This window comes from Streptomyces umbrinus (assembly GCF_030817415.1).
GTDB lineage: Bacteria > Actinomycetota > Actinomycetes > Streptomycetales > Streptomycetaceae > Streptomyces > Streptomyces umbrinus_A.
In genome coordinates this window covers 1,749,154-1,767,109 of sequence record NZ_JAUSZI010000002.1, presented here as the reverse complement: position 1 = coordinate 1,767,109, position 17,956 = coordinate 1,749,154, and the positions used below count along the sequence as shown (strand labels likewise).

Annotated in this window: 15 protein-coding genes; 11 read left to right on the top strand and 4 right to left on the bottom strand. The window is 70.3% G+C overall.

The features are described 5' to 3' along the window. The first annotated feature begins 121 nt into the window (after positions 1-121). The 11 genes from QF035_RS08630 (at position 122) to QF035_RS08580 (ending at position 12,901) form a co-directional block, all read left to right on the top strand. Positions 122-772 carry a GntR family transcriptional regulator gene (locus QF035_RS08630; RefSeq protein ID WP_307519383.1) on the top strand — a complete coding sequence of 217 codons (651 nt, stop codon included), beginning with the start codon at positions 122-124 and terminating at the stop codon, positions 770-772. Between the two features lie 48 nt (positions 773-820). Next, positions 821-1,594: a PIG-L deacetylase family protein gene (locus tag QF035_RS08625; protein ID WP_307519382.1), complete on the top strand. Its 774-nt coding sequence runs from the start codon at positions 821-823 to the stop codon at positions 1,592-1,594. Continuing rightward, the gene (locus QF035_RS08620) at positions 1,591-2,337 is read left to right on the top strand and encodes a 4-carboxy-4-hydroxy-2-oxoadipate aldolase/oxaloacetate decarboxylase (RefSeq protein ID WP_307519381.1); all 747 of its coding nucleotides are present in this window, start codon (positions 1,591-1,593) and stop codon (positions 2,335-2,337) included. The genes QF035_RS08625 and QF035_RS08620 overlap by 4 nt, the downstream gene beginning before the upstream one ends. 58 nt (positions 2,338-2,395) lie before the next feature. Continuing rightward, complete coding sequence (locus QF035_RS08615; RefSeq protein WP_307530978.1) at positions 2,396-3,517, top strand: 4-oxalomesaconate tautomerase; 1,122 nt, start codon at positions 2,396-2,398, stop codon at positions 3,515-3,517. 9 nt (positions 3,518-3,526) lie between these two features. Next, positions 3,527-4,477 (top strand): catechol 2,3-dioxygenase, encoded by a 951-nt coding sequence (locus tag QF035_RS08610; RefSeq protein WP_307519380.1) that lies wholly within the window; start codon positions 3,527-3,529, stop codon positions 4,475-4,477. A gap of 222 nt (positions 4,478-4,699) precedes the next feature. Continuing rightward, complete coding sequence (locus QF035_RS08605; protein ID WP_307519379.1) at positions 4,700-6,025, top strand: MFS transporter; 1,326 nt, start codon at positions 4,700-4,702, stop codon at positions 6,023-6,025. A gap of 333 nt (positions 6,026-6,358) precedes the next feature. Continuing rightward, positions 6,359-7,351, top strand: a complete 993-nt coding sequence (locus tag QF035_RS08600) for a LacI family DNA-binding transcriptional regulator (RefSeq protein WP_307530977.1) — start codon at positions 6,359-6,361, stop codon at positions 7,349-7,351. A 166-nt stretch (positions 7,352-7,517) separates the two neighbouring features. Further along, positions 7,518-8,858 carry an ABC transporter substrate-binding protein gene (locus QF035_RS08595; protein ID WP_307519378.1) on the top strand — a complete coding sequence of 447 codons (1,341 nt, stop codon included), beginning with the start codon at positions 7,518-7,520 and terminating at the stop codon, positions 8,856-8,858. Between the two features lie 130 nt (positions 8,859-8,988). After that, a complete protein-coding gene (locus QF035_RS08590; protein WP_307519377.1) occupies positions 8,989-9,930 on the top strand; it encodes a carbohydrate ABC transporter permease in 942 nt (313 codons plus the stop codon). Then, positions 9,927-10,808: a carbohydrate ABC transporter permease gene (locus QF035_RS08585; RefSeq protein WP_307519375.1), complete on the top strand. Its 882-nt coding sequence runs from the start codon at positions 9,927-9,929 to the stop codon at positions 10,806-10,808. Before QF035_RS08590 ends, QF035_RS08585 begins: the two co-directional genes overlap by 4 nt. A 29-nt stretch (positions 10,809-10,837) precedes the next feature. After that, entirely contained in the window at positions 10,838-12,901 is a 2,064-nt protein-coding gene (locus QF035_RS08580) for a beta-galactosidase (protein ID WP_307519373.1), read from the top strand. Between the two features lie 69 nt (positions 12,902-12,970). Here QF035_RS08580 and QF035_RS08575 read toward each other — a convergent pair whose 3' ends face one another. From QF035_RS08575 to QF035_RS08560, 4 genes are all read right to left on the bottom strand, one after another. Next, positions 12,971-14,440, bottom strand: a complete 1,470-nt coding sequence (locus QF035_RS08575; RefSeq protein ID WP_307519371.1) for an FGGY-family carbohydrate kinase — start codon at positions 14,438-14,440, stop codon at positions 12,971-12,973. Between the two features lie 74 nt (positions 14,441-14,514). Further along, complete coding sequence (locus tag QF035_RS08570) at positions 14,515-15,588, bottom strand: mechanosensitive ion channel family protein (RefSeq protein ID WP_055612608.1); 1,074 nt, start codon at positions 15,586-15,588, stop codon at positions 14,515-14,517. A 366-nt stretch (positions 15,589-15,954) separates the two neighbouring features. Then, positions 15,955-16,719 carry a crotonase/enoyl-CoA hydratase family protein gene (locus tag QF035_RS08565; protein WP_307519369.1) on the bottom strand — a complete coding sequence of 255 codons (765 nt, stop codon included), beginning with the start codon at positions 16,717-16,719 and terminating at the stop codon, positions 15,955-15,957. Positions 16,720-16,845: 126 nt separating this feature from the next. Further along, positions 16,846-17,886 (bottom strand): lysylphosphatidylglycerol synthase transmembrane domain-containing protein, encoded by a 1,041-nt coding sequence (locus QF035_RS08560; protein WP_307530975.1) that lies wholly within the window; start codon positions 17,884-17,886, stop codon positions 16,846-16,848. Positions 17,887-17,956: the final 70 nt, after the last annotated feature.

Sequence of the window (17,956 nt, the reverse complement as noted above, 5' to 3'; positions counted from 1 at the left end):
CGCAACTGCGGATACCAGGGCCCTTGTTGGTATGTGGTCGCACCACATGGAGAACAAAATTGTTGACAATCTTGTTCGTCTAGATTTAGGTTCGACAGGCACTCACTCAGGGAGAGCACACATGCCGAAACAAGCCCGTCCGAGCACTGGGGAGCAGGCCAGGCAGCACGCGCTCGCGCAGCTGCGGCAGGCGATCCTGCGTGGCGACATGGCACCGGCCCAACGGCTGGTGGAGAACGAACTCGCCGAGCAGTTCGGTGTGACACGGGCCAGTGTGCGGGCGGCACTGATCGAGCTGGAGTCGGAGGGTCTGGTCGAGCGGATCCGCAACCGCGGTTCGCGGGTGCGGGTGGTGACCGTGGAGGAAGCGGTCGCCATCACCGAGTGCCGCATGGTCCTCGAAGGGCTGTGCGCGGCCAAGGCGGCCGTCGCGGTCACGGACGAGCAGCTGACCCGGCTGGTCGACGTGGGCGAGGCGATGTCCAAGGCCGTCGCCGACGGCGAGCCGGTGACCTACTCCGACCTCAACCACGAACTGCACGCCCTCATCAGACAGTTCTCCGGCCAGCAGACGGCCGTGGAACTGCTGGAGCGGCTCAACGGGCAACTGGTGCGCCACCGTTTCCAGCTCGCGCTGCGACCGGGGCGGCCCCAGAAGTCCCTGGGTGAGCATCTGGCCATGATCGAGGCGATCAGGGCCCGGGACCCGCAGGCGGCCGAAGCGGCCGTCCGCGCCCACCTTTCGGGTGTGATCGACGCGTTGCGCGAGTGACACCTCGGGGGTGGGCCAACCGGCTTGTCCACCAAGGAGATTGCAACAATGACGCATGGCAATGCGGCCGGTACCTCAACACCGTCGACGCCCGCCACCCCACGATCCACGCTCGTCATCACCGCGCATGCCGGGGACTTCGTGTGGCGCGCGGGCGGAGCCATCGCCCTCGCCGCCTCGCGCGGCGAGAAGGTCACCATCGCGTGCCTGACCTACGGCGAGCGCGGTGAGTCCGCGAAGGCATGGCGCGAGGGCAGGTCGCTGGAGGAGATCAAGGGGATGCGTCGCGCGGAGGCCGAGGCGGCCGCCGCCACCCTCGGCGCCGAGGTCGTCTTCTTCGACGCCGGCGACTACCCCCTGACCATCACGCCCGAGCTGACGGACCGGCTGGTGGCCGTCTACCGCGAGGCGCAGCCGGACGTCGTCCTGACCCACCCGCTCGACGACCCGTACAACGGCGACCACCCGGCGGCCGCCCGGATGGCGTTGGACGCGCGGGTGCTCGCCCAGGCCATCGGCTACCCGGCCGAGGGGGAGATCATCGGCGCCCCGCCGGTGTTCTTCTTCGAGCCGCACCAGCCCGAGATGTGCGGCTTCAAGCCGGAGGTCCTCCTCGACATCTCCGAGGTGTGGGAGACCAAGCGCAAGGCCATGGAATGCCTGGCCGCGCAGCGGCATCTGTGGGACTACTACACCGACCTCGCCGTCCGCCGCGGTGTGCAGCTCAAGCGCAACGCGGGCCCCAACCTCGGCCTGCCGCACACCACTTACGCCGAGGCGTACATGCGCCCCTACCCGCAGGTCACGGGGGAGCTGGCATGAGCGGCCTGATCGTCACCAACCCCCCGAAGGCCGCCGAGAAGGACGTCGAGGCGCTCTCCGCGTACGGCGTGGCGACCGTCCACGAGGCCCTCGGCCGCACCGGCCTCCTCGGCAGCGACCTGCGCCCGATCCAGCAGGGCGTACGGGTCGCGGGCACCGCCGTCACCGTGTTGAGCTGGCCCGGCGACAACCTCATGATCCACGCGGCGGTCGAGCAGTGCGGCGAGGGCGACATCCTCGTCGTCACCACCACCTCGCCCTCCACGGACGGCATGTTCGGCGAACTCTTCGCCACCGCCCTGCAACGCAGGGGCGTACGCGGCCTGGTGACCGGCGCCGGAGTGCGCGACACCGAGGAACTGCGCGCGATGGGTTTCCCCGTCTGGGCGTCGGCCGTGTCCGCGCAGGGCACCGTGAAGGCCACCGGCGGATCCGTCAACGTACCCGTGGTGCTCGGCGGCCAGAGCGTCCGGCCGGGCGATGTGATCCTCGCCGACGACGACGGCGTGATGGTCGTCCCGCGCGAGCGGTCCGCCGAGGCCGTCGACGCGTCCGCCGCGCGCACCGCGAAGGAGGAGGCGACACGCGCCGCCTTCGCCGAGGGCCAACTCGGCCTGGACCGCTATGGGTTGCGCGAGACGCTCGTACGACTCGGCGTGCGCTACCAGTCGTACGAGGAGTACCGGCGGGAGCGGCAGGAACGGCCGGAGCGTCGGGAGCCGTGGGACGGGGCCGGGTCGTGACCGGGCACAGGGTCGGAGTGGGTCCGTGACCGGGGCCGGGGCCGAGGAGGTGCGCTGCATGCTCATGCGCGGCGGCACCTCCAAGGGCGCCTACTTCCTGGCCGGGGACCTGCCCGCCGAACCCGCCCCGCGCGACGACCTGTTGCTGCGCGTCATGGGCAGCCCCGACCCGCGCCAGATCGACGGCCTGGGTGGCGCGCACCCCCTGACCAGCAAGGTGGCCGTGGTCTCCGCGTCGGCCGACCCCGAGGCGGACGTCGACTACCTGTTCCTCCAAGTCGGCGTCGACACGCCGGAAGTGAGTGACCGTCAGAACTGCGGGAACCTCCTCGCCGCGGTCGGCCCGTTCGCCGTCGAACGCGGACTGGTCGCCGCCGGAGACGGCCGTACGTCGGTGCGGATCCGCATGCTCAACACCGGGGACCTCGCCGTCGCGTCCTTCCCCACCCCGGAGGGGCGCGTCGACTACACCGGTTCCGCCGAGATCTCCGGGGTGCCGGGGGCCGCGGCGCCGGTGGTCATCGAGTTCCCGCAGGGCGGCAGCCCGTTGCTGCCGACCGGCCGGGCACGTGACCTCGTCGCCGACGTACCGGTCACCTGCGTGGACAACGGCATGCCGACCGTGCTGATCGCCGCGTCCTCGCTCGGTGTCACCGGCTATGAGACGCCCACCGACCTGGAGGCGGACCAGGCCCTCGCGGAACGGCTCCGGGAGATCCGGCTGGAGGCGGGAAAACTGATGGGGCTCGGCGATGTCGAAGGCACCACCGTGCCCAAACTCAGCCTGCTGGCACCGCCGTTGGACGGTGGTGCGGTCATGACCCGCACTTTCATCCCGGTGCGCTGCCACACCTCGATCGGGGTCCTGGGCGCCGCGAGCGTCGCCGCCGGGCTGCGGATCGAGGGCGGCGTCGGCCGGGCGGTCGCACGTCTGCCGGCCGGCGGGGACCGGGTGCGTATCGAGCACCCCACCGGATTCCTCGACATAGAAACGACCCTCGCGTACGACACCCCGGACGCTGAACCTGGAGCTGAACCGGGCGCCGCATCGAGTGTCGCTTCAGGCGCTGCCCCCAGCCCCGTCCCGGTGGCCCGGCGCACCGCCGTCGTCCGTACCGCACGCAAGATCTTCGACGGCACGGTCTTCCCCCGGCCGGCCGGAGCCGTACAACACCCCTGAGGAGGCCTCATGGCCCCGCCGCTAGGCGACATCGCCCACCTCGGGCACGTCGAACTGCTCACCCCCGACCTGGACGCCAGCGTCCGGTTCTTCACCGACTACCTCGGCCTGACCGAGAACGGCCGCTCCGGGGACTCCGTATACCTGCGGACCTGGGACGACTACGAGCACCACAGCGTGACCCTGACCGCCCACGCCACGTCCGGGATCCGCCGCACCGCCCTGCGCGCCTCCAGCGAGGAAGCCCTCCAGCGCCGGGTCAAGGAGACCGAGAACGCCGGCCGCCCCGGCCGCTGGGTCGAGGACGAGCCGGGCATCGGCCCGCTGTACGTCACCACGGACCCGGACGGCCATGAACTCGCCCTCTACTGGGAGAGCGAGTGGTACCGGGCGCCGGACGAGCTGAAGCCAGGCTTGAAGAACCAGCCGCAGGCCAAGCCCGGTCACGGCGTGGGCGTACGCCGCCTGGACCACGTCAACTTCCTCGCCGCCGATGTCGAGCCCAACGGAGGCTTCGTCCACGAGGTGCTCGGCGCCCGGCCCACCGAGCAGATCCGGCTCGACAGCGGGAGGATCGCCGCCCAGTGGCTGACCTTCAGCAGCAAGTCGTACGACATCGTCTACACCGAGGACTGGACCGGCTCCAACGGACGCCTGCACCACATCGCGTTCGCCACGGACACCCGTGAGGACATCCTGCGGGCGGCCGATCTCGCCCTGGACACCGGTGTGTTCATCGAGACGGGCCCGCACAAGCACGCCATCCAGCAGACGTTCTTCCTGTACGTCTACGAGCCCGGCGGCAACCGCGTCGAGCTGTGCAACCCGCTCACCCGCCTCGTCCTGGCGCCCGACTGGCCGCTGATCACGTGGACCGAGGAGGAGCGGAAGAAGGGTCAGGCCTGGGGTCTGAAGACCATCGAGTCCTTCCACACCCACGGCACGCCGCCGGTCGGCTGACACCGGCGTCCCCGTTCGCTTCCGAGGCGGCACACCCCTGCCGTGTGCCGCCCCGGCGACCGCCTTGCCTCTGTGATTGTTTACGAAAAGGTTGACAATTTCGAAGGGGATTTCCAGCGTCATGCGCATCACGGGGTCAGCCGCACGAACCGCTCGCGCCGCACGCTCCCCGCCTCCCCGATCCCCTCCAGGGACACGACTCCTGGACGAGAGGAAACAACGATGTCCTCCTCCTTCGCCCTGTCCGCCCGCGGCGGCAAACTGGCGGCACTGGTCGTCGGTCTGTGCTGGATGGCCGTGCTCTTCGACGGCCTCGACATGTTCATCTACGGCTCGGTGCTGCCGCACATGCTGGCGGAGAAGTCCCTCGGCATCACTCCGGACCAGGCCGGTGACCTGGGCAGCTACGCGACCTTCGGCATGCTGGTCGGCGCACTGACCGCGGGGACGGTCGCCGACCGCATCGGCCGCAAGAAGCTGATGGTCGCCTGCGTCACGCTCTTCTCGCTCGCCTCCGGGCTGTGCGCGATGTCGGGCAGCGTCGCGGTCTTCGGCCTCGGCCGCACCCTCGCCGGAGTCGGTCTCGGCGGACTGCTGCCCACCGCGATCAGCATGGTCTCCGACTACGCCCCGCGCGGCCGCACCGCCCTCACCATCGGCATGCTGATGACCGCCCACCACGCCGGCGGCATCCTCTCCGCCTATGTGGCCCTGTGGATCGTGGAGCCCTTCGGCTGGCGTGCCGCCTTCTGGGTCTGCGTGGTCCCGCTGCTCTTCGTCCCGGTGCTCGCCAGGTTCATGCCTGAGTCGCTGAGCTTCCTGGTCGCCAAGGGCCGTACCGAGGAGGCCCGCGAGCTGGCCGGCCGCTTCGAGGTCGAACTGCCCGCCGCGGCAGGGAAGAAGGCCCCCGCCGACCGCTGGAACGCCCTCGTCAACCTGTTCCGCGGCGGCGAGTGGACCCAGACCCTGCTGTACTGGCCGGCCTCCTTCGGCGGGCTCCTGCTCGTCTACGGCGTCGCCACCTGGCTGCCCACCCTGATGCGCAGCGAGGGCTACGAGTTGGGCTCCGCGCTCACCTTCGTCGTCCTCTTCAACCTCGGCGGCATCGTGGGCATGCTGGTCGCGGGCCGGGCCGCCGACCGGTTCGGGGCGCCGCGCATCTCGTCGATCTGGTTCGCGCTGACCGCCGTCGGAGTCTTCCTGCTCAGCGTCCACATGCCGCTCGCGGTGACCTTCACGGTGGTCTTCCTCACCGGCGTGTTCCTCAACAGCGCCCAGACCATGATCTACGCGACGGTCTCGATCCGCTCGACCCCCGACAACCGCGCCACCGCCGTCGGCTGGACCTCCGGCATGGGCCGCTTCGGAGCCGTGTTCGGCCCGTGGCTCGGCGGCCAGCTGCTCGCCGCGGGCAATGGCGACTGGGGCTTCACGGCCTTCGCGATCGCGGGCCTGTCGTCGATGGTCTTCATCGGCATCGCCGCGCTGCGCGGCTCCAGGCAGGCGCCGCGCAGCGGCACCCCGCAGACACTGCTCACCATCCACTGACCACGAAGGGCCGGGCCCGGACGCCATGTTCATGAGCGCCCCGCCCCGGCTCCTCCACCGCCCCGGCTCCTCGACCGCCCCAGTTGCTCCACCGCCTCGGTCAATCCGGCCCCCTCCGCACTGGTTCCGCACGGAGTATTGACTCGTGCGGCCGCGCTGTGAACACTGGCCTGACTACGCAGTCATCCCGAACCTCGCATCATCACGCGCGAGATTGACTACGTAGTCAACGCCGATGAACACCGGACGAGCACGAGGAGGGCCATGGCCACCACCGGCACCGAGCCGTCGTCCCCCCGTGGTCCCGGACGCCGCCGGCGCGGCCCCGGGATGATGGAGGTCGCCCGTGCCGCGGGTGTCTCCCAGAAGACCGTGTCCCGCGTCGTCAACGGCGAACCCCACGTCAGCGCCGACGTCCGCGACCGCGTGCTCGGCGTCATCCGCGAACTGGACTACCGTCCGAACAACGCGGCCCGCGCCCTGCTGATGGGCAGGTACCGGCGGATCGGCGTGGTCTCGCTCGGCAGCGCGCTCTACGGTCCGTCGACCCAGCTCATCGACCTGGAGCGGGCCATGCACCGGGTGGGCTACTCGTTCGCCGTGGCCAGCACCCTGGAAGGTCAGGGCGGCGCCGGAATCGCGGCAGCCGTGGAATCCCTGCTGGAACAGGGCGTCGACGGGATCGTCCTGTCGGAGCCCATCGACGACGGCACGCCCCTGCGACTGAGCGCGGACGTACCGGTGGTGAGTCTGGGCGAGGGCGTGCACCTGGCCGACGCGCCCAGCACCGTGGTCCGTGCCGACGGAGTCGCCGCCGCACGGATCGCCACACAGCACCTGCTCGGGCTCGGACACCGCACGGTCTGGCACATCCCCGGCCCGCAGGACTGGTGGACCGCCCGCGACCGGCTCCGCGGCTGGCGCGAGGCGCTGGCCGACGCCGGAGCCCCCGAACCACCGCTGCCCGCGGACGGCGACTGGACCCCGGCCTCGGGCTACGCGGCCGGGCGGTCGCTGGCCCAACTCCCCGACCTGACCGCGGTGTTCGCCGCCAACGACGACATGGCCCTCGGCGCGCTTCGTGCCTTCGCCGAGGCCGGACGTGCCGTACCCGCCGCCGTGAGCGTGGTCGGCTTCGACGACATCCCCGCCGCGCCCTATCTCTCCCCGCCGCTGACCACCGTCCGTCAGGACTTCGCCGCCGTCGCGTCCCGCGCCGTCGACGTCCTGGTCGCCATGATCGAGGGCCACTCCCACCCGGCCGAACCCGTCGATCTCGCGGTCGAGTTGACCGTACGTTCCTCCACCGCACCGCCTGCCTTCTGATCGACCCCCACCCCCCCTGAACCCCCGAACCCCTGAACCGCCGAATCGCTGAACCGTCGGCGGGACGGCCGACCTCGCCGTCGGCCGGATCCGCCCTGCCCGCGCGCGCCCGGACCGGGACGTCCGTCGCACGCACACCCCGTAGCCGCCACGTGAGGAGTCACGTGTGTACACCCCACCGCCCCTGCCGCGCCGCACCCTGCTGCGTGGTGCCCTAGGCCTGGGCACGGCCACCGCGCTCGCCGCCTGCGGCCGTGACAGCACCACCGCCCGCACCTCGGGAGACGTGGACCTCGCCCTGTGGACCCACGACCCGGGATACGAGGCCTTCTTCCGCAAGGGCATCCCGGAAGCAGACCGGCTCGCCGACTTCCGCTACCACCTGACCGTCACCCGCGCCGGACCCGCCGACATCGTCACCAAGCTGCTCGCCCAGGCCGTCGCCGGACGCGGCACACCGGACATGGCCGGCTTCGAGATCGGCAGCTTCCCGCGCATGCTGCGCGGCGACATCTCCGAGCGGCTGCTGCACGACTTCACCCCCGACATCGCGGCCGTGCCAGGCCTGAAGAACGACCTCCTGCCGGCCCGAACCGCCCCCTACAGCAAGGACGGCCGGGTCTACGCCCTCGACTCGGACACCCCCATGGTCGTCTACTACTACCGCGACGACCTGTTCACGAAGTACGGGCTGGCCAAGGACACCCCGACCTGGGAGGAGTTCGCCGAACTCGGCGCCCGCGTGCACAAGGACCACAACGCCTCGCTCTGCGTCGTCAGTACCAACGGCAGCGACACGGCACAGATCGTGCAGTCCTTCCAGATGCTGCTCTACCAGCGCGGCGGCGCCTTCTTCGACGCCGACCAGCAACTGGTGCTCGACTCGGCCGAGGCCGAGGAGGTACTGGGCTTCCTCTGCAAGGGGCTGCGCAGCGGCTTCGTCATCGACATCTCCGACTACTACGGCGCCGCGATGCAGACCGCCCTGAAACAGGGCAGGGTCATCGGCCTGCCCATGGCCATCTGGTACAAGAGCTACGGTCTCGTGCCCAACGTGCCCGAGCAGAAGGGGAAATGGCGGGTCCGCGCGATGCCGCGGTTCGCGGAGGGCGGCGGGACGACGGCGGCCCTCGGCGGCACCGGCTTCGGTGTCATCAAGGACAAGGCCAACACGCGGGCCGCCACGGACTTCCTCCTCAACACCTGGCTCACGCACGAGGGTCAGGTCCGGCGGTTCATCGAGACGGGCTATCTGCCCACGCGGCGTTCCGTGTTCGAGGACCCGCAACTCAGAGGTCTCAAGGACGACTTCTGTGGTGGTCAGCGGTTGTTCGGTCTCTACCGCGACCTGCTTCCTGATGTGCCTCCGCAGCACACGAGTCCCGACCAGTCGATTCTCTTCGACGTGCTCGCCGGGAATCTGTTGCGGGCCTATCGCGGGGACGTCAGTCCCCGGCAGGCGTTGCGGCGGACCGCGGAGGAGTTCCGAGACCAGGCCGGGCGCTAGCGCCGCTTGGTCAGGCGCCGTTGGAAGACTGCGGGCCTTCCGTGGCTGGTCGCGCAGTTCCCCGCGCCCCTGACGGGGCGCGCCCCAGGACCGCATCCGATGTGTGGCACGTACGCCAGGAGAGCCGCCCATGACCACTGCCATCGCCGGCCCCGCCGGCAGTACCCGCGAACGCGCGCACGCCAACCGGACCGCTCCCCGTCTCAAGCAGTCCCGCGCCCCCTATCTCTTCATCGCCCCCTTCTACGTCCTCTACGTGCTCTTCATGCTGGTGCCCGTCCTGGTGTCGCTCTGGCTGAGTCTCACCGAGTGGGTGGGTCTCGGTACTCCGCACTGGGTGGGGCTGCGCAACTACCGTCTCCTCGCCACCGACGTCAGCTTTCACCGGGCCCTGGGCAACACGGGCGTCTTCGTGATGATCGCGGTCTTCGTCGTCGTGCCGCTCGCGCTGCTGATCGCGCAGGCACTCAACACCCGTGGCCTGCGGGTTCGCGACCTGTGGCGCACCGCCTACTTCGTGCCGATCGTCGTCTCGCCGATCATCGTGGCGCTCATCTTCGGGCTGATCTTCGACCGGCAGTTCGGGCTGCTGAACTCCGTCCTGCGGGCCCTGTTCGGCACCGGAGGCGTCGACTGGCTCGGCGATCCGGACCTGGCCAAGGTGAGCATCGGGCTCGTGATGCTGTGGCGCTGGACCGGCTACCTCACCGTGTTCTTCCTCGCCGGACTCCAGGCCGTACCGAAGGAGTTGTACGAGGCGGCCGCCCTCGACGGCGCCGGACGCATCCGCACCTTCACCACCGTCACGCTCCCGGCGCTGAAACCGGTGACCGCCTTCGTGGTCGTCACCTCCTTCATCGGCGCCGCGCAGATCTTCGAGGAGCCGTATCTGCTGACCGGCGGCGGACCGGCCGAAAGCACCCTGTCGGTGACGATGTTCATCTACCGGGCGGCCTTCCAGCGCCAGCAGTTCGGGTACGCGGCCGCCGCGGCCGTCGTGCTGTTCGTCCTCGTCTTCGGGCTCAGCCAGCTCTTCAACCGTCTGTTCGGCATCGGGAGGGCAACCTCATGAGCGCGACCACTTCCCCCATACGCACCTCGACACATGCATCCGTACGTTCCTCCGCGGGCGCGAGGAGCCGGCGCGGCCTGCTCTACCTGACGCTGGTCCTGCTGCTGCTCGCCTTCCTGGCGCCGCTGGTGTGGGCACTGAGCGGGTCGTTCAAGCCGCGCGGCGACATCTTCGCGTACCCGCCGAAGCTGCTTCCTGATCCCTTCACCCTGCACAACTACCGGGCGCTCATCGAGGATCAGCCCTTCGCGCAATGGTTCGTGATGAGCACGGTGGTCGCCGTCGTCGCCACCGTCGTGTCGGTCTTCGTCTGCGCCCTGGCCGGCTACGGCTTCGCCAAGTTCCGGTTCGCGGGCAAGAGGCTGCTGTTCGGCGTGATGTTCAGCTCGCTGTCCATCCCGTTCGCCGTGATCCTCGTGCCGCTGTTCGTGATCCTGGTCAAGACCGGGCTCGGCAGCCCGTGGTTCGCGCTGATCGTGCCGTGGGTGGCGCCCGCGTTCGGGATCTTCATGATGCAGCAGTACATCGTGCAGTCCGTCCCCGACTCGGTCCTGGAGGCCGCCCGTATCGACGGCGCGAGCGAGTTCGGCATCTTCCGGCGGATCGTGCTGCCCCTCCTGCGGCCCTCGCTCGGCGCCCTCGCCGTGTGGACCTTCCTGCAGAGCTACAACAGCTTCCTGTGGCCGCTGGTCCTGGTCTCCGACAGCTCGCAGTACACGCTGCCGCTGGGCCTGCAGACGCTCTTCGTCTCGGAGCAACGGCAGTACGACCTGGTGATGGCCGGTGCCGTGCTGGCCGTCCTGCCCGCCGTCGCCCTCTTCGTGCTGCTGCGCAAACAGCTCCTCGAAGGCCTTTCCACGGGTGCCGTCAAAGGCTGATGCACCCTCACATCCCGTAAAGGAGAAGCATGTTCGAGCTGCCCGGCCGGGTTCTGTTCGGTGCCGCCTACTATCACGAGTACCAGCCGAACGAGCGGCTCAAGGACGACCTCGACCTGATGGCGGAGGCCCGCTTCACAGTGATCCGGGTCGGCGAGTCCGTCTGGTCGACGTGGGAGCCGGAGAACGGCCGCTTCGACCTTGACTGGCTCCAGCCCGTCCTGGACGGGGCGGAGGAGCGGGGAATCGGCGTCATTCTGGGGACGCCCACCTATGCCGTGCCGCCGTGGCTGGCCCGGCAGTACCCGGAGATCGCGGCGGAGCGGCGCACCGGCGAGCGCGTTCCCTGGGGCGCCCGCCAGGAAGTCGACTACACACACCCGGCGTTCCGCTTCCACGCCGAGCGGATCATCCGCAAGGTCGTCGGCCGGTATGTTGCGCACCCTGCGGTGATCGGCTTCCAGGTCGACAACGAACCCGGCCTCGAACTCTTCCACAACCACGGTGTGTTCCAGCGCTTCACCGACCATCTGCGCGAGACCTACGGCGACGTGGAGACCCTCAACCGCGAGTGGGGACTGGTCTATTGGTCGCACCGGCTGTCCACCTGGGCCGACCTGTGGACCCCCGACGGCAACGCCCAGCCGCAGTACGACCTCGCGTGGCGGCGCTTCCAGGCGAGGCTCACCACCGAGTTCATCGCCTGGCAGGCGGACATCGTGCGCGAGTACGCCCGGCCGGACCAGTTCGTCACGACCTGCATCTCCTACGACCGGCCCACGGTCGAGGACGACGAGCTGACCAGGAAGCTCGACGTCACGGCGGGCAACCCCTACTACACGATGCAGGACGCCCTTGCGCTGCCGGACCGGAACCGCCAGGACCAGGGCTGGACCACCAACGGCACTTGGGCGCTGTACCAGAGCGCCGACCGCATGTACGCCTCCCGCCAGGAACCCTTCCTGGTGACCGAGACCGACGCGCAGGCCATCGGCTTCCCCTGGAACAACCGCCCCGCGTACGACGGGCAGTGGCGCCAGGCCGCCTGGGCGCTGATATCGAGGGGCGCCTCGATGATCGAGTACTGGCACTGGCACACCCTGCACTTCGGCACCGAGACCTACTGGGGCGGAGTGCTGCCGCACAACGGGCGACCCGGCCGTGTGTACCGCGAACTGGCCGCGCTGGGAGCCGAGTTGGAGACCGCGGGTGACCTCGTGTCCTCCCTCACCCCGGACGCCGAGGTGGCGTTCCTCTACTCGAACCCGAGCAAGTGGGCACTCCAGGCGCAGCCCTCACTCGCCACGCCCGACGGAGGGCCCGACCGGCGCTCGTACCAGACCGTCTTCGACGCCTTCTACCGCGGCGCCTTCGACGCGGGGCTGCAGAGCAGGCTCGTACACCCGGGCCAGTTGGACGACACCGACCTGCCGCCGGTACTCGTCGTCCCCGCCTTCTACGCGGCCGACGACGCCACCCTCGACCTCCTCCTCGCCTACGCCGAGACCGGTGGCCACCTGGTCCTGGGCCCGCGCACGGCGTACGCGGACCACGAGGCGCGGGCCCGTACGGAGGAACAGCCCGCCCGGCTGGCCGAGGCCGCCGGAGTCACGTACGACGAGTTCAGCAATCTGAGTACCGGACTCGCCGTCCACGGCACGGATTCCCTTCAGCTGTCCGGGGAGGCGCGTGCCCTCCACTGGGTGGACGGCCTGCGACCCAGGGGAGCGGACACCCTGGCCACGTACGACCATCCGCACTTCGGCCGCTGGCCCGCGGCCACGACCCACGCACATGGCGCGGGACGTGTCACCTACGTCGGCACGGTGCCCGACCCGGAGTTCGCCAGGGCCCTCCTCCGCTGGGCTGCCCCGGCGGACCTCGTGAGTCCGGCCCACCCGAGCGTCACGTCGACCAGGGCGACCGCGCGTGACGGCCGCCGGGTCCGGTTCCTTCACAACTGGTCGTGGGAGCCGGTGGAGGTCACGCTGTCGACGCCGGTACGCGACGCGCTCACGGGGACGTCGTACGCGCCGGGCGAGGCGGTCCCGCTCGGGGCGTGGGACGTGAAGGTGTTCCAGGAGGAATCATGAGCAACTGAGCAACTGAGCAACTGAGCGGCCGACGGTTTTGTGGGCGGGGCCGGGGCAGGTCGCCTCGGTCTAGCCCCGTTGCCGCGCGGCCAGTTCATGGGCGATGTCCCGTGTCGCCGGGTAGAGGCGAAGGTACAGCGCGTACAACTCGTCGTAGCCGTAGCGCAGTTGAGGGTCCGGGGCGACGCGTTCGCGTACCGGGTTCCACTCGTCGATGAGCGGGTCGCCGACCGCGCTCGCCGCGAGGAACGCCGCGCCGTAGCTCGCCCCGAGGGTGACGGTCCTGATCTCCTGCTCCAGGCCCGTCACGGCCGAGACGATCCGGGTCCACAGGCCGCCCCGGGTGCCGCCGCCCACGGCGACGACACGGCGGATGTCCGCGCCGGCGGCGCGCATCGCGTCGACGTTGTGCCGTACCCCGAAGGCCGTCGCCTCCAGGGCGGCACGGTAGAGGTCGCCGCGGGTATGCTCCACCGTCAGCCCGGCGATCACCCCGCGGGCGTGCGGATCGGCCACCGGCGTCCGCTCGCCCGCGAAATACGGCAGCATCAGCAGCCCGCGCGCACCGGGACCGGACGCCTCCGCCCCGGTGAGCAGGTCGGTGTGCTCGGTCGTGCCGAACAGCTCCCGCAGCCAGTCGGTGATCGTGCCGGAGGTGGCCATGCCACCCGCGAGACTGCGCGTTCCGGGCAACGCCCCGACGGTGCTCCACAGTTGGGGCACCAGCAGACGCTCGGACAGGGTGTTGATCAGGAACATCGTGCTGCCGTACATGAGCATGAGGTCACCCGTGCGCTGCGCGCCCACGCTCAGCGCCTCGGACCAGGCGTCGCCGGCGATCACCGGGATCCCGGCGGGCAGACCGGTGGCGTCGGCGGCCTCGGCCGTGACCTGCCCGGCGATGTCGCCAGGCCAGAGCAGGCGGGGGAGTTCGAGCCAGGGTGCGATGTGCCGGGTCCACGGCTCGAACCACTCCCGGGCCACGGAGTCGTACAGCGGAACGGCCTGGCTCGCCGAGTGGTGGTCGAGCACATAGGTCCCGGTGAGCCGGACCACCAGGTACGAGCTGGGCATGTAGAGCCGCCGGGCCCGGGCGACCACGTCGGGCTCGTGCTCCGCCAGCCAGGCGATCTTGGGGCCGACTGCCTGGGTGGAGAGCAGCGACCCGCAGCGTCGGAGTACGGCGTCGCGGCCCAACTCGTCGTCCAGGCGGGCGATCTGCTCGGTGGCCCGGGTGTCGACGCCGTACAGGATCGCCGGGCGCAGCGGCGTGTCCGTCTCGTCGGCGAGGGCTACGCACGGGCCCATGCCGCTGACTCCGACCGCGGTGACGGAGGTGCCGTCCGGTGCGGACGTGAGCAACTCCCGGGTGATGGAGGCGAATTCGTCCCACCACACCTGTGCGTCCATCTCGACGTGCCCGGGGTGCGGACGGCCGACCGTGTGCGGGCGGACAGCCGTCGCGAGGACGGTTCCGTCCCCGTCCACCAGCACGCCCTTGCTGCTGGACGTACCGATGTCGACCCCGATCACCGTCATACGCTCACATCTCCCCGCTCACCCGCACCGGCCCGATGGGGGGCGGCCTTCGCGGACCGCCCCACCCCGATGTTCTACGGGATCGACAGGGATCCGTCGCGCTGAGGCGGAATCGCCACGCCGTTCTGCTGGAGGGCGACGGTGCGCGCGGGAGAGGGGATGCGGATGCCCTCCACGTGGTACCGCTTGTGCAGCCGCTTCACGAACTCGTGCTTGATCCGGTACTGGTCGCTGAACTCCCCGACACCCAGGATGACGGTGAAGCTGATCCGCGAGTCCCCGAACGTGTGGAAGCGGATGGCGGGTTCGTGCTCCGGAACCGCGCCCTCGATCTCCGTCATGACCTCGGTGACGACCTCGGAGGTGACGCGCTCGACATGGTCGAGGTCGCTGTCGTAGCCGACGCCGACCTGCACGGTGAGCGTCATCTCCTGTTCCGGACGGCTGAAGTTGGTCATGTTGGTGCTGGAGAGCTGGGCGTTCGGGATGATGACGAGGTTGTTGGAGAGGTTGCGTACGACGGTGTTGCGCCAGTTGATGTCGACGACGTACCCCTCCTCCCCGCTGGTGAGACGGATGTAGTCGCCGGGCTGGATCGTCTTCGAGGCGAGGATGTGGATGCCCGCGAAGAGGTTGGCGAGGGTGTCCTGGAGGGCCAGGGCGACCGCGAGACCGCCGACGCCGAGGGCCGTGAGCAGCGGGGCGATGGAGATGCCCAGGGTCTGCAGGACGACCAGGCAGCCCATGGCCAGCACGACGACCCGGGTGATGTTGACGAAGATCGAGGCCGATCCCGCGACCCCGGAGCGGGACTGGGTGACGGCCCGCACCAGGCCGGCGACCACGCGTGCCGCGGTGATGGTGGCGGCGAGGATGAGCAGGACCGTCAGGATCTGGTTGACGGTGTGGTTGACCTTGCCGGTCAGCGGCAGCGCCGCCGCGGCGGCCGCGATGCCGCCCGTGAGGGCCGCGACCGGTATCAGCGCGCGCAGCGCGTCGACCAGGACGTCGTCGCCGCTCCAGCTCGTGCGGGTCGCGTGCTTGCCCAGCCAGCGCAGGAGGAGGCGCAGCAGGACGCCCGCCGCGAGTCCGACGGCCAGCCAGACACCCGCGACGATCCAGTCGTGCACAGTGAGGTCCCGGTTCACCAACTGCCTCCCGTCGTGCCGCGAAGGGCGCTCGCGCCCGGTATGTGATGTGTCGTCACCTTGTTGCCACCTGCTGCTCGATTCCTGGATGTACGACCGCGCCGGGAACGACAAGTCGTTGACCGGCGGGTTCGCTCATCTTGCTACATGCGCACAGGTGTTCCGTGCCAGGACCGCTCGGGTCAGGCCATCTCCCACCAGCATCGCCGCCAACTCGTCATGCCCGTAGGCATGTTGGCGTCTTCCTCGCCTCTTCCCCTCCTCGGACGAGTGCCGAGGCCCCCCTCATCGTCCGGCCCGGCGGACGTCCCCAGCCCCCTTGGTGGATCCCACCCCAACTTGGCCTGGATACGCCGTCGGGAACGCTCAGATCTCGCCGAACGAACCGTGCCGCCCCGCACCCGCCGAGAACCGCGCCGCCCCCTCAAGGCTCTCCTCCAGTACACCTGTCCCGTGACGGAATTCACCCCGCATCGCGGCGCGCTCGTTCAGCCCCTCCTGGTCGAGGACGGAAGCGCGGTCGCCGCGGAGACAGGCCTGCGGGAAGCGGGCGATCGACGTGGCCAGCGCCTCCGCCTCCGCACGGGCCCGGCCCGGCGGGACGACCCGGTTCGCGAGGCCCATCTCGTACGCCTCGGGAGCCGCCACCGGGCGGCCGGTCAGGATCATGTCCATCGCACGGCTGGTGCCGATGAGGCGGGGGAGCCGAACCGTGCCGCCGTCGATGAGCGGCACGCCCCAGCGGCGGCAGAAGACTCCGAAGACCGCGTCCTCCTCGGCGACCCGCAGATCGCACCAGAGGGCCAGTTCCAGACCACCCGCCACGGCGTGGCCCGCGACCGCGGCGATCACCGGCTTCGACAGCCGCATCCGCGTGGGGCCCATCGGTCCGTCGCCGTCCTCCGTCACATGATTGCCGCGTTCCGTGCCGAGCGCCTTGAGGTCCGCGCCCGCGCAGAAGGTGCCGCCCTCACCCCACAGCACCGCCACCCGGGCCGTCTCGTCGCTCTCGAACGCACGGAACGCGTCGGCGAGGTCGGCCGCCGTGGGGCCGTCCACCGCGTTGCGGACCTCGGGGCGGGAGAGGACGACGGTGGTGACGTGTTCCTGGCGCTCGATCCGGACCGGCATATCGCGGACCCCTTCGTGTGACGACGCCAGCAGGTTACTCCCGAGTCACACCGGCGAGTTCAGGCCGTCCACGTCAACTTCCGGGCGGAATGAGAAGAGTGCTTTCCGGCCCGGACGCCGACACGCTCAGATCATCTTCAGCCGCACGAGCGCGCCGAGCGTCAGCGCCCCCGGCAGCAGCGGCAGCCACACCGTGATGATGCGGTAGGCGAGCACCACCGCCGTCGCCACCGCCACCGGACCGCCCGCCGCCACCAGCGCCAGGATCAGCGCGGCCTCCACCGAGCCGATCCCGCCCGGCGTCGGCACCAGGGCGACCGCCACCGTCGCCGCCAGATACGCGAGCGCCATGTGCAGCGGCGGCACCGGCAACCCGAGCGCCTGCCCCACCGCGGCCAGTCCGGCCGCCTGGAACATCGGGAAGGAGAGCGAGCCGCCCCACAGTGCGAGCGCGCGGGCCGGCCGCAAGTGCACGGACCGGGCCTCACCCAGCGCGGTCCGCAGGAACGTGAACACGACCGTACGCACCCGTCGTGCGAGCAGAAGCACCGTCACCGCGACGCACACCACCGCCCCGACGGCGAGCAGCAGCGGGCCGACCGCGCCGTCCGGCAGGAGCTCGCCGACCCGCAGTGCGTCGGGGAAGGCGATCAACAGGGCAAGCAGCAGCCCGACCCGGGCGACGGACTCCGCCAGCAGGTAGAGCGCGAGCGCGGCCGACGAACGGGCCAGCGGCACCCCGCACACCGTCATGAACCGCAGATTGACGGCACTCGCGCCAAGACCTGTCGGCAGCAGATGGTTGGCCGCGCCCGCCGCGAACTGCGTGGCCAGCAACCGCCGTTTGGGCAGCCGTTCGACGAGCGCGCCCTGCCGGGTGACGGCGGCCGCCACCCAGGTCAGACAGGTCGCGGCGACCGCGGCCAGCAGCCACGGCCACTTCGCAGACGCCAGATGCCCGAAGCCCTCCGCGAGCACGGACCGGTGCTGCACCGCGACCACGGCCACGAGGGCCAGCGGGACGAGGCACAGGATTTGCCGGACCGGAAGGCGTCTGGCGAAGCCCTGGGGAAAGCGTTCGACCGTCACATCGGGAGAGGGTTTCCACACCGCACCAACGTGGGGTTGCGGGCACGGGGACAGCGGCTGACACGCCGGGCACGGCATCGGGTCGCCGGGCCCGGCGAGGGCCTTCGTCCCGGTGAGAACCGCTGTCCCGGTGGGATCCGTCGGCCCT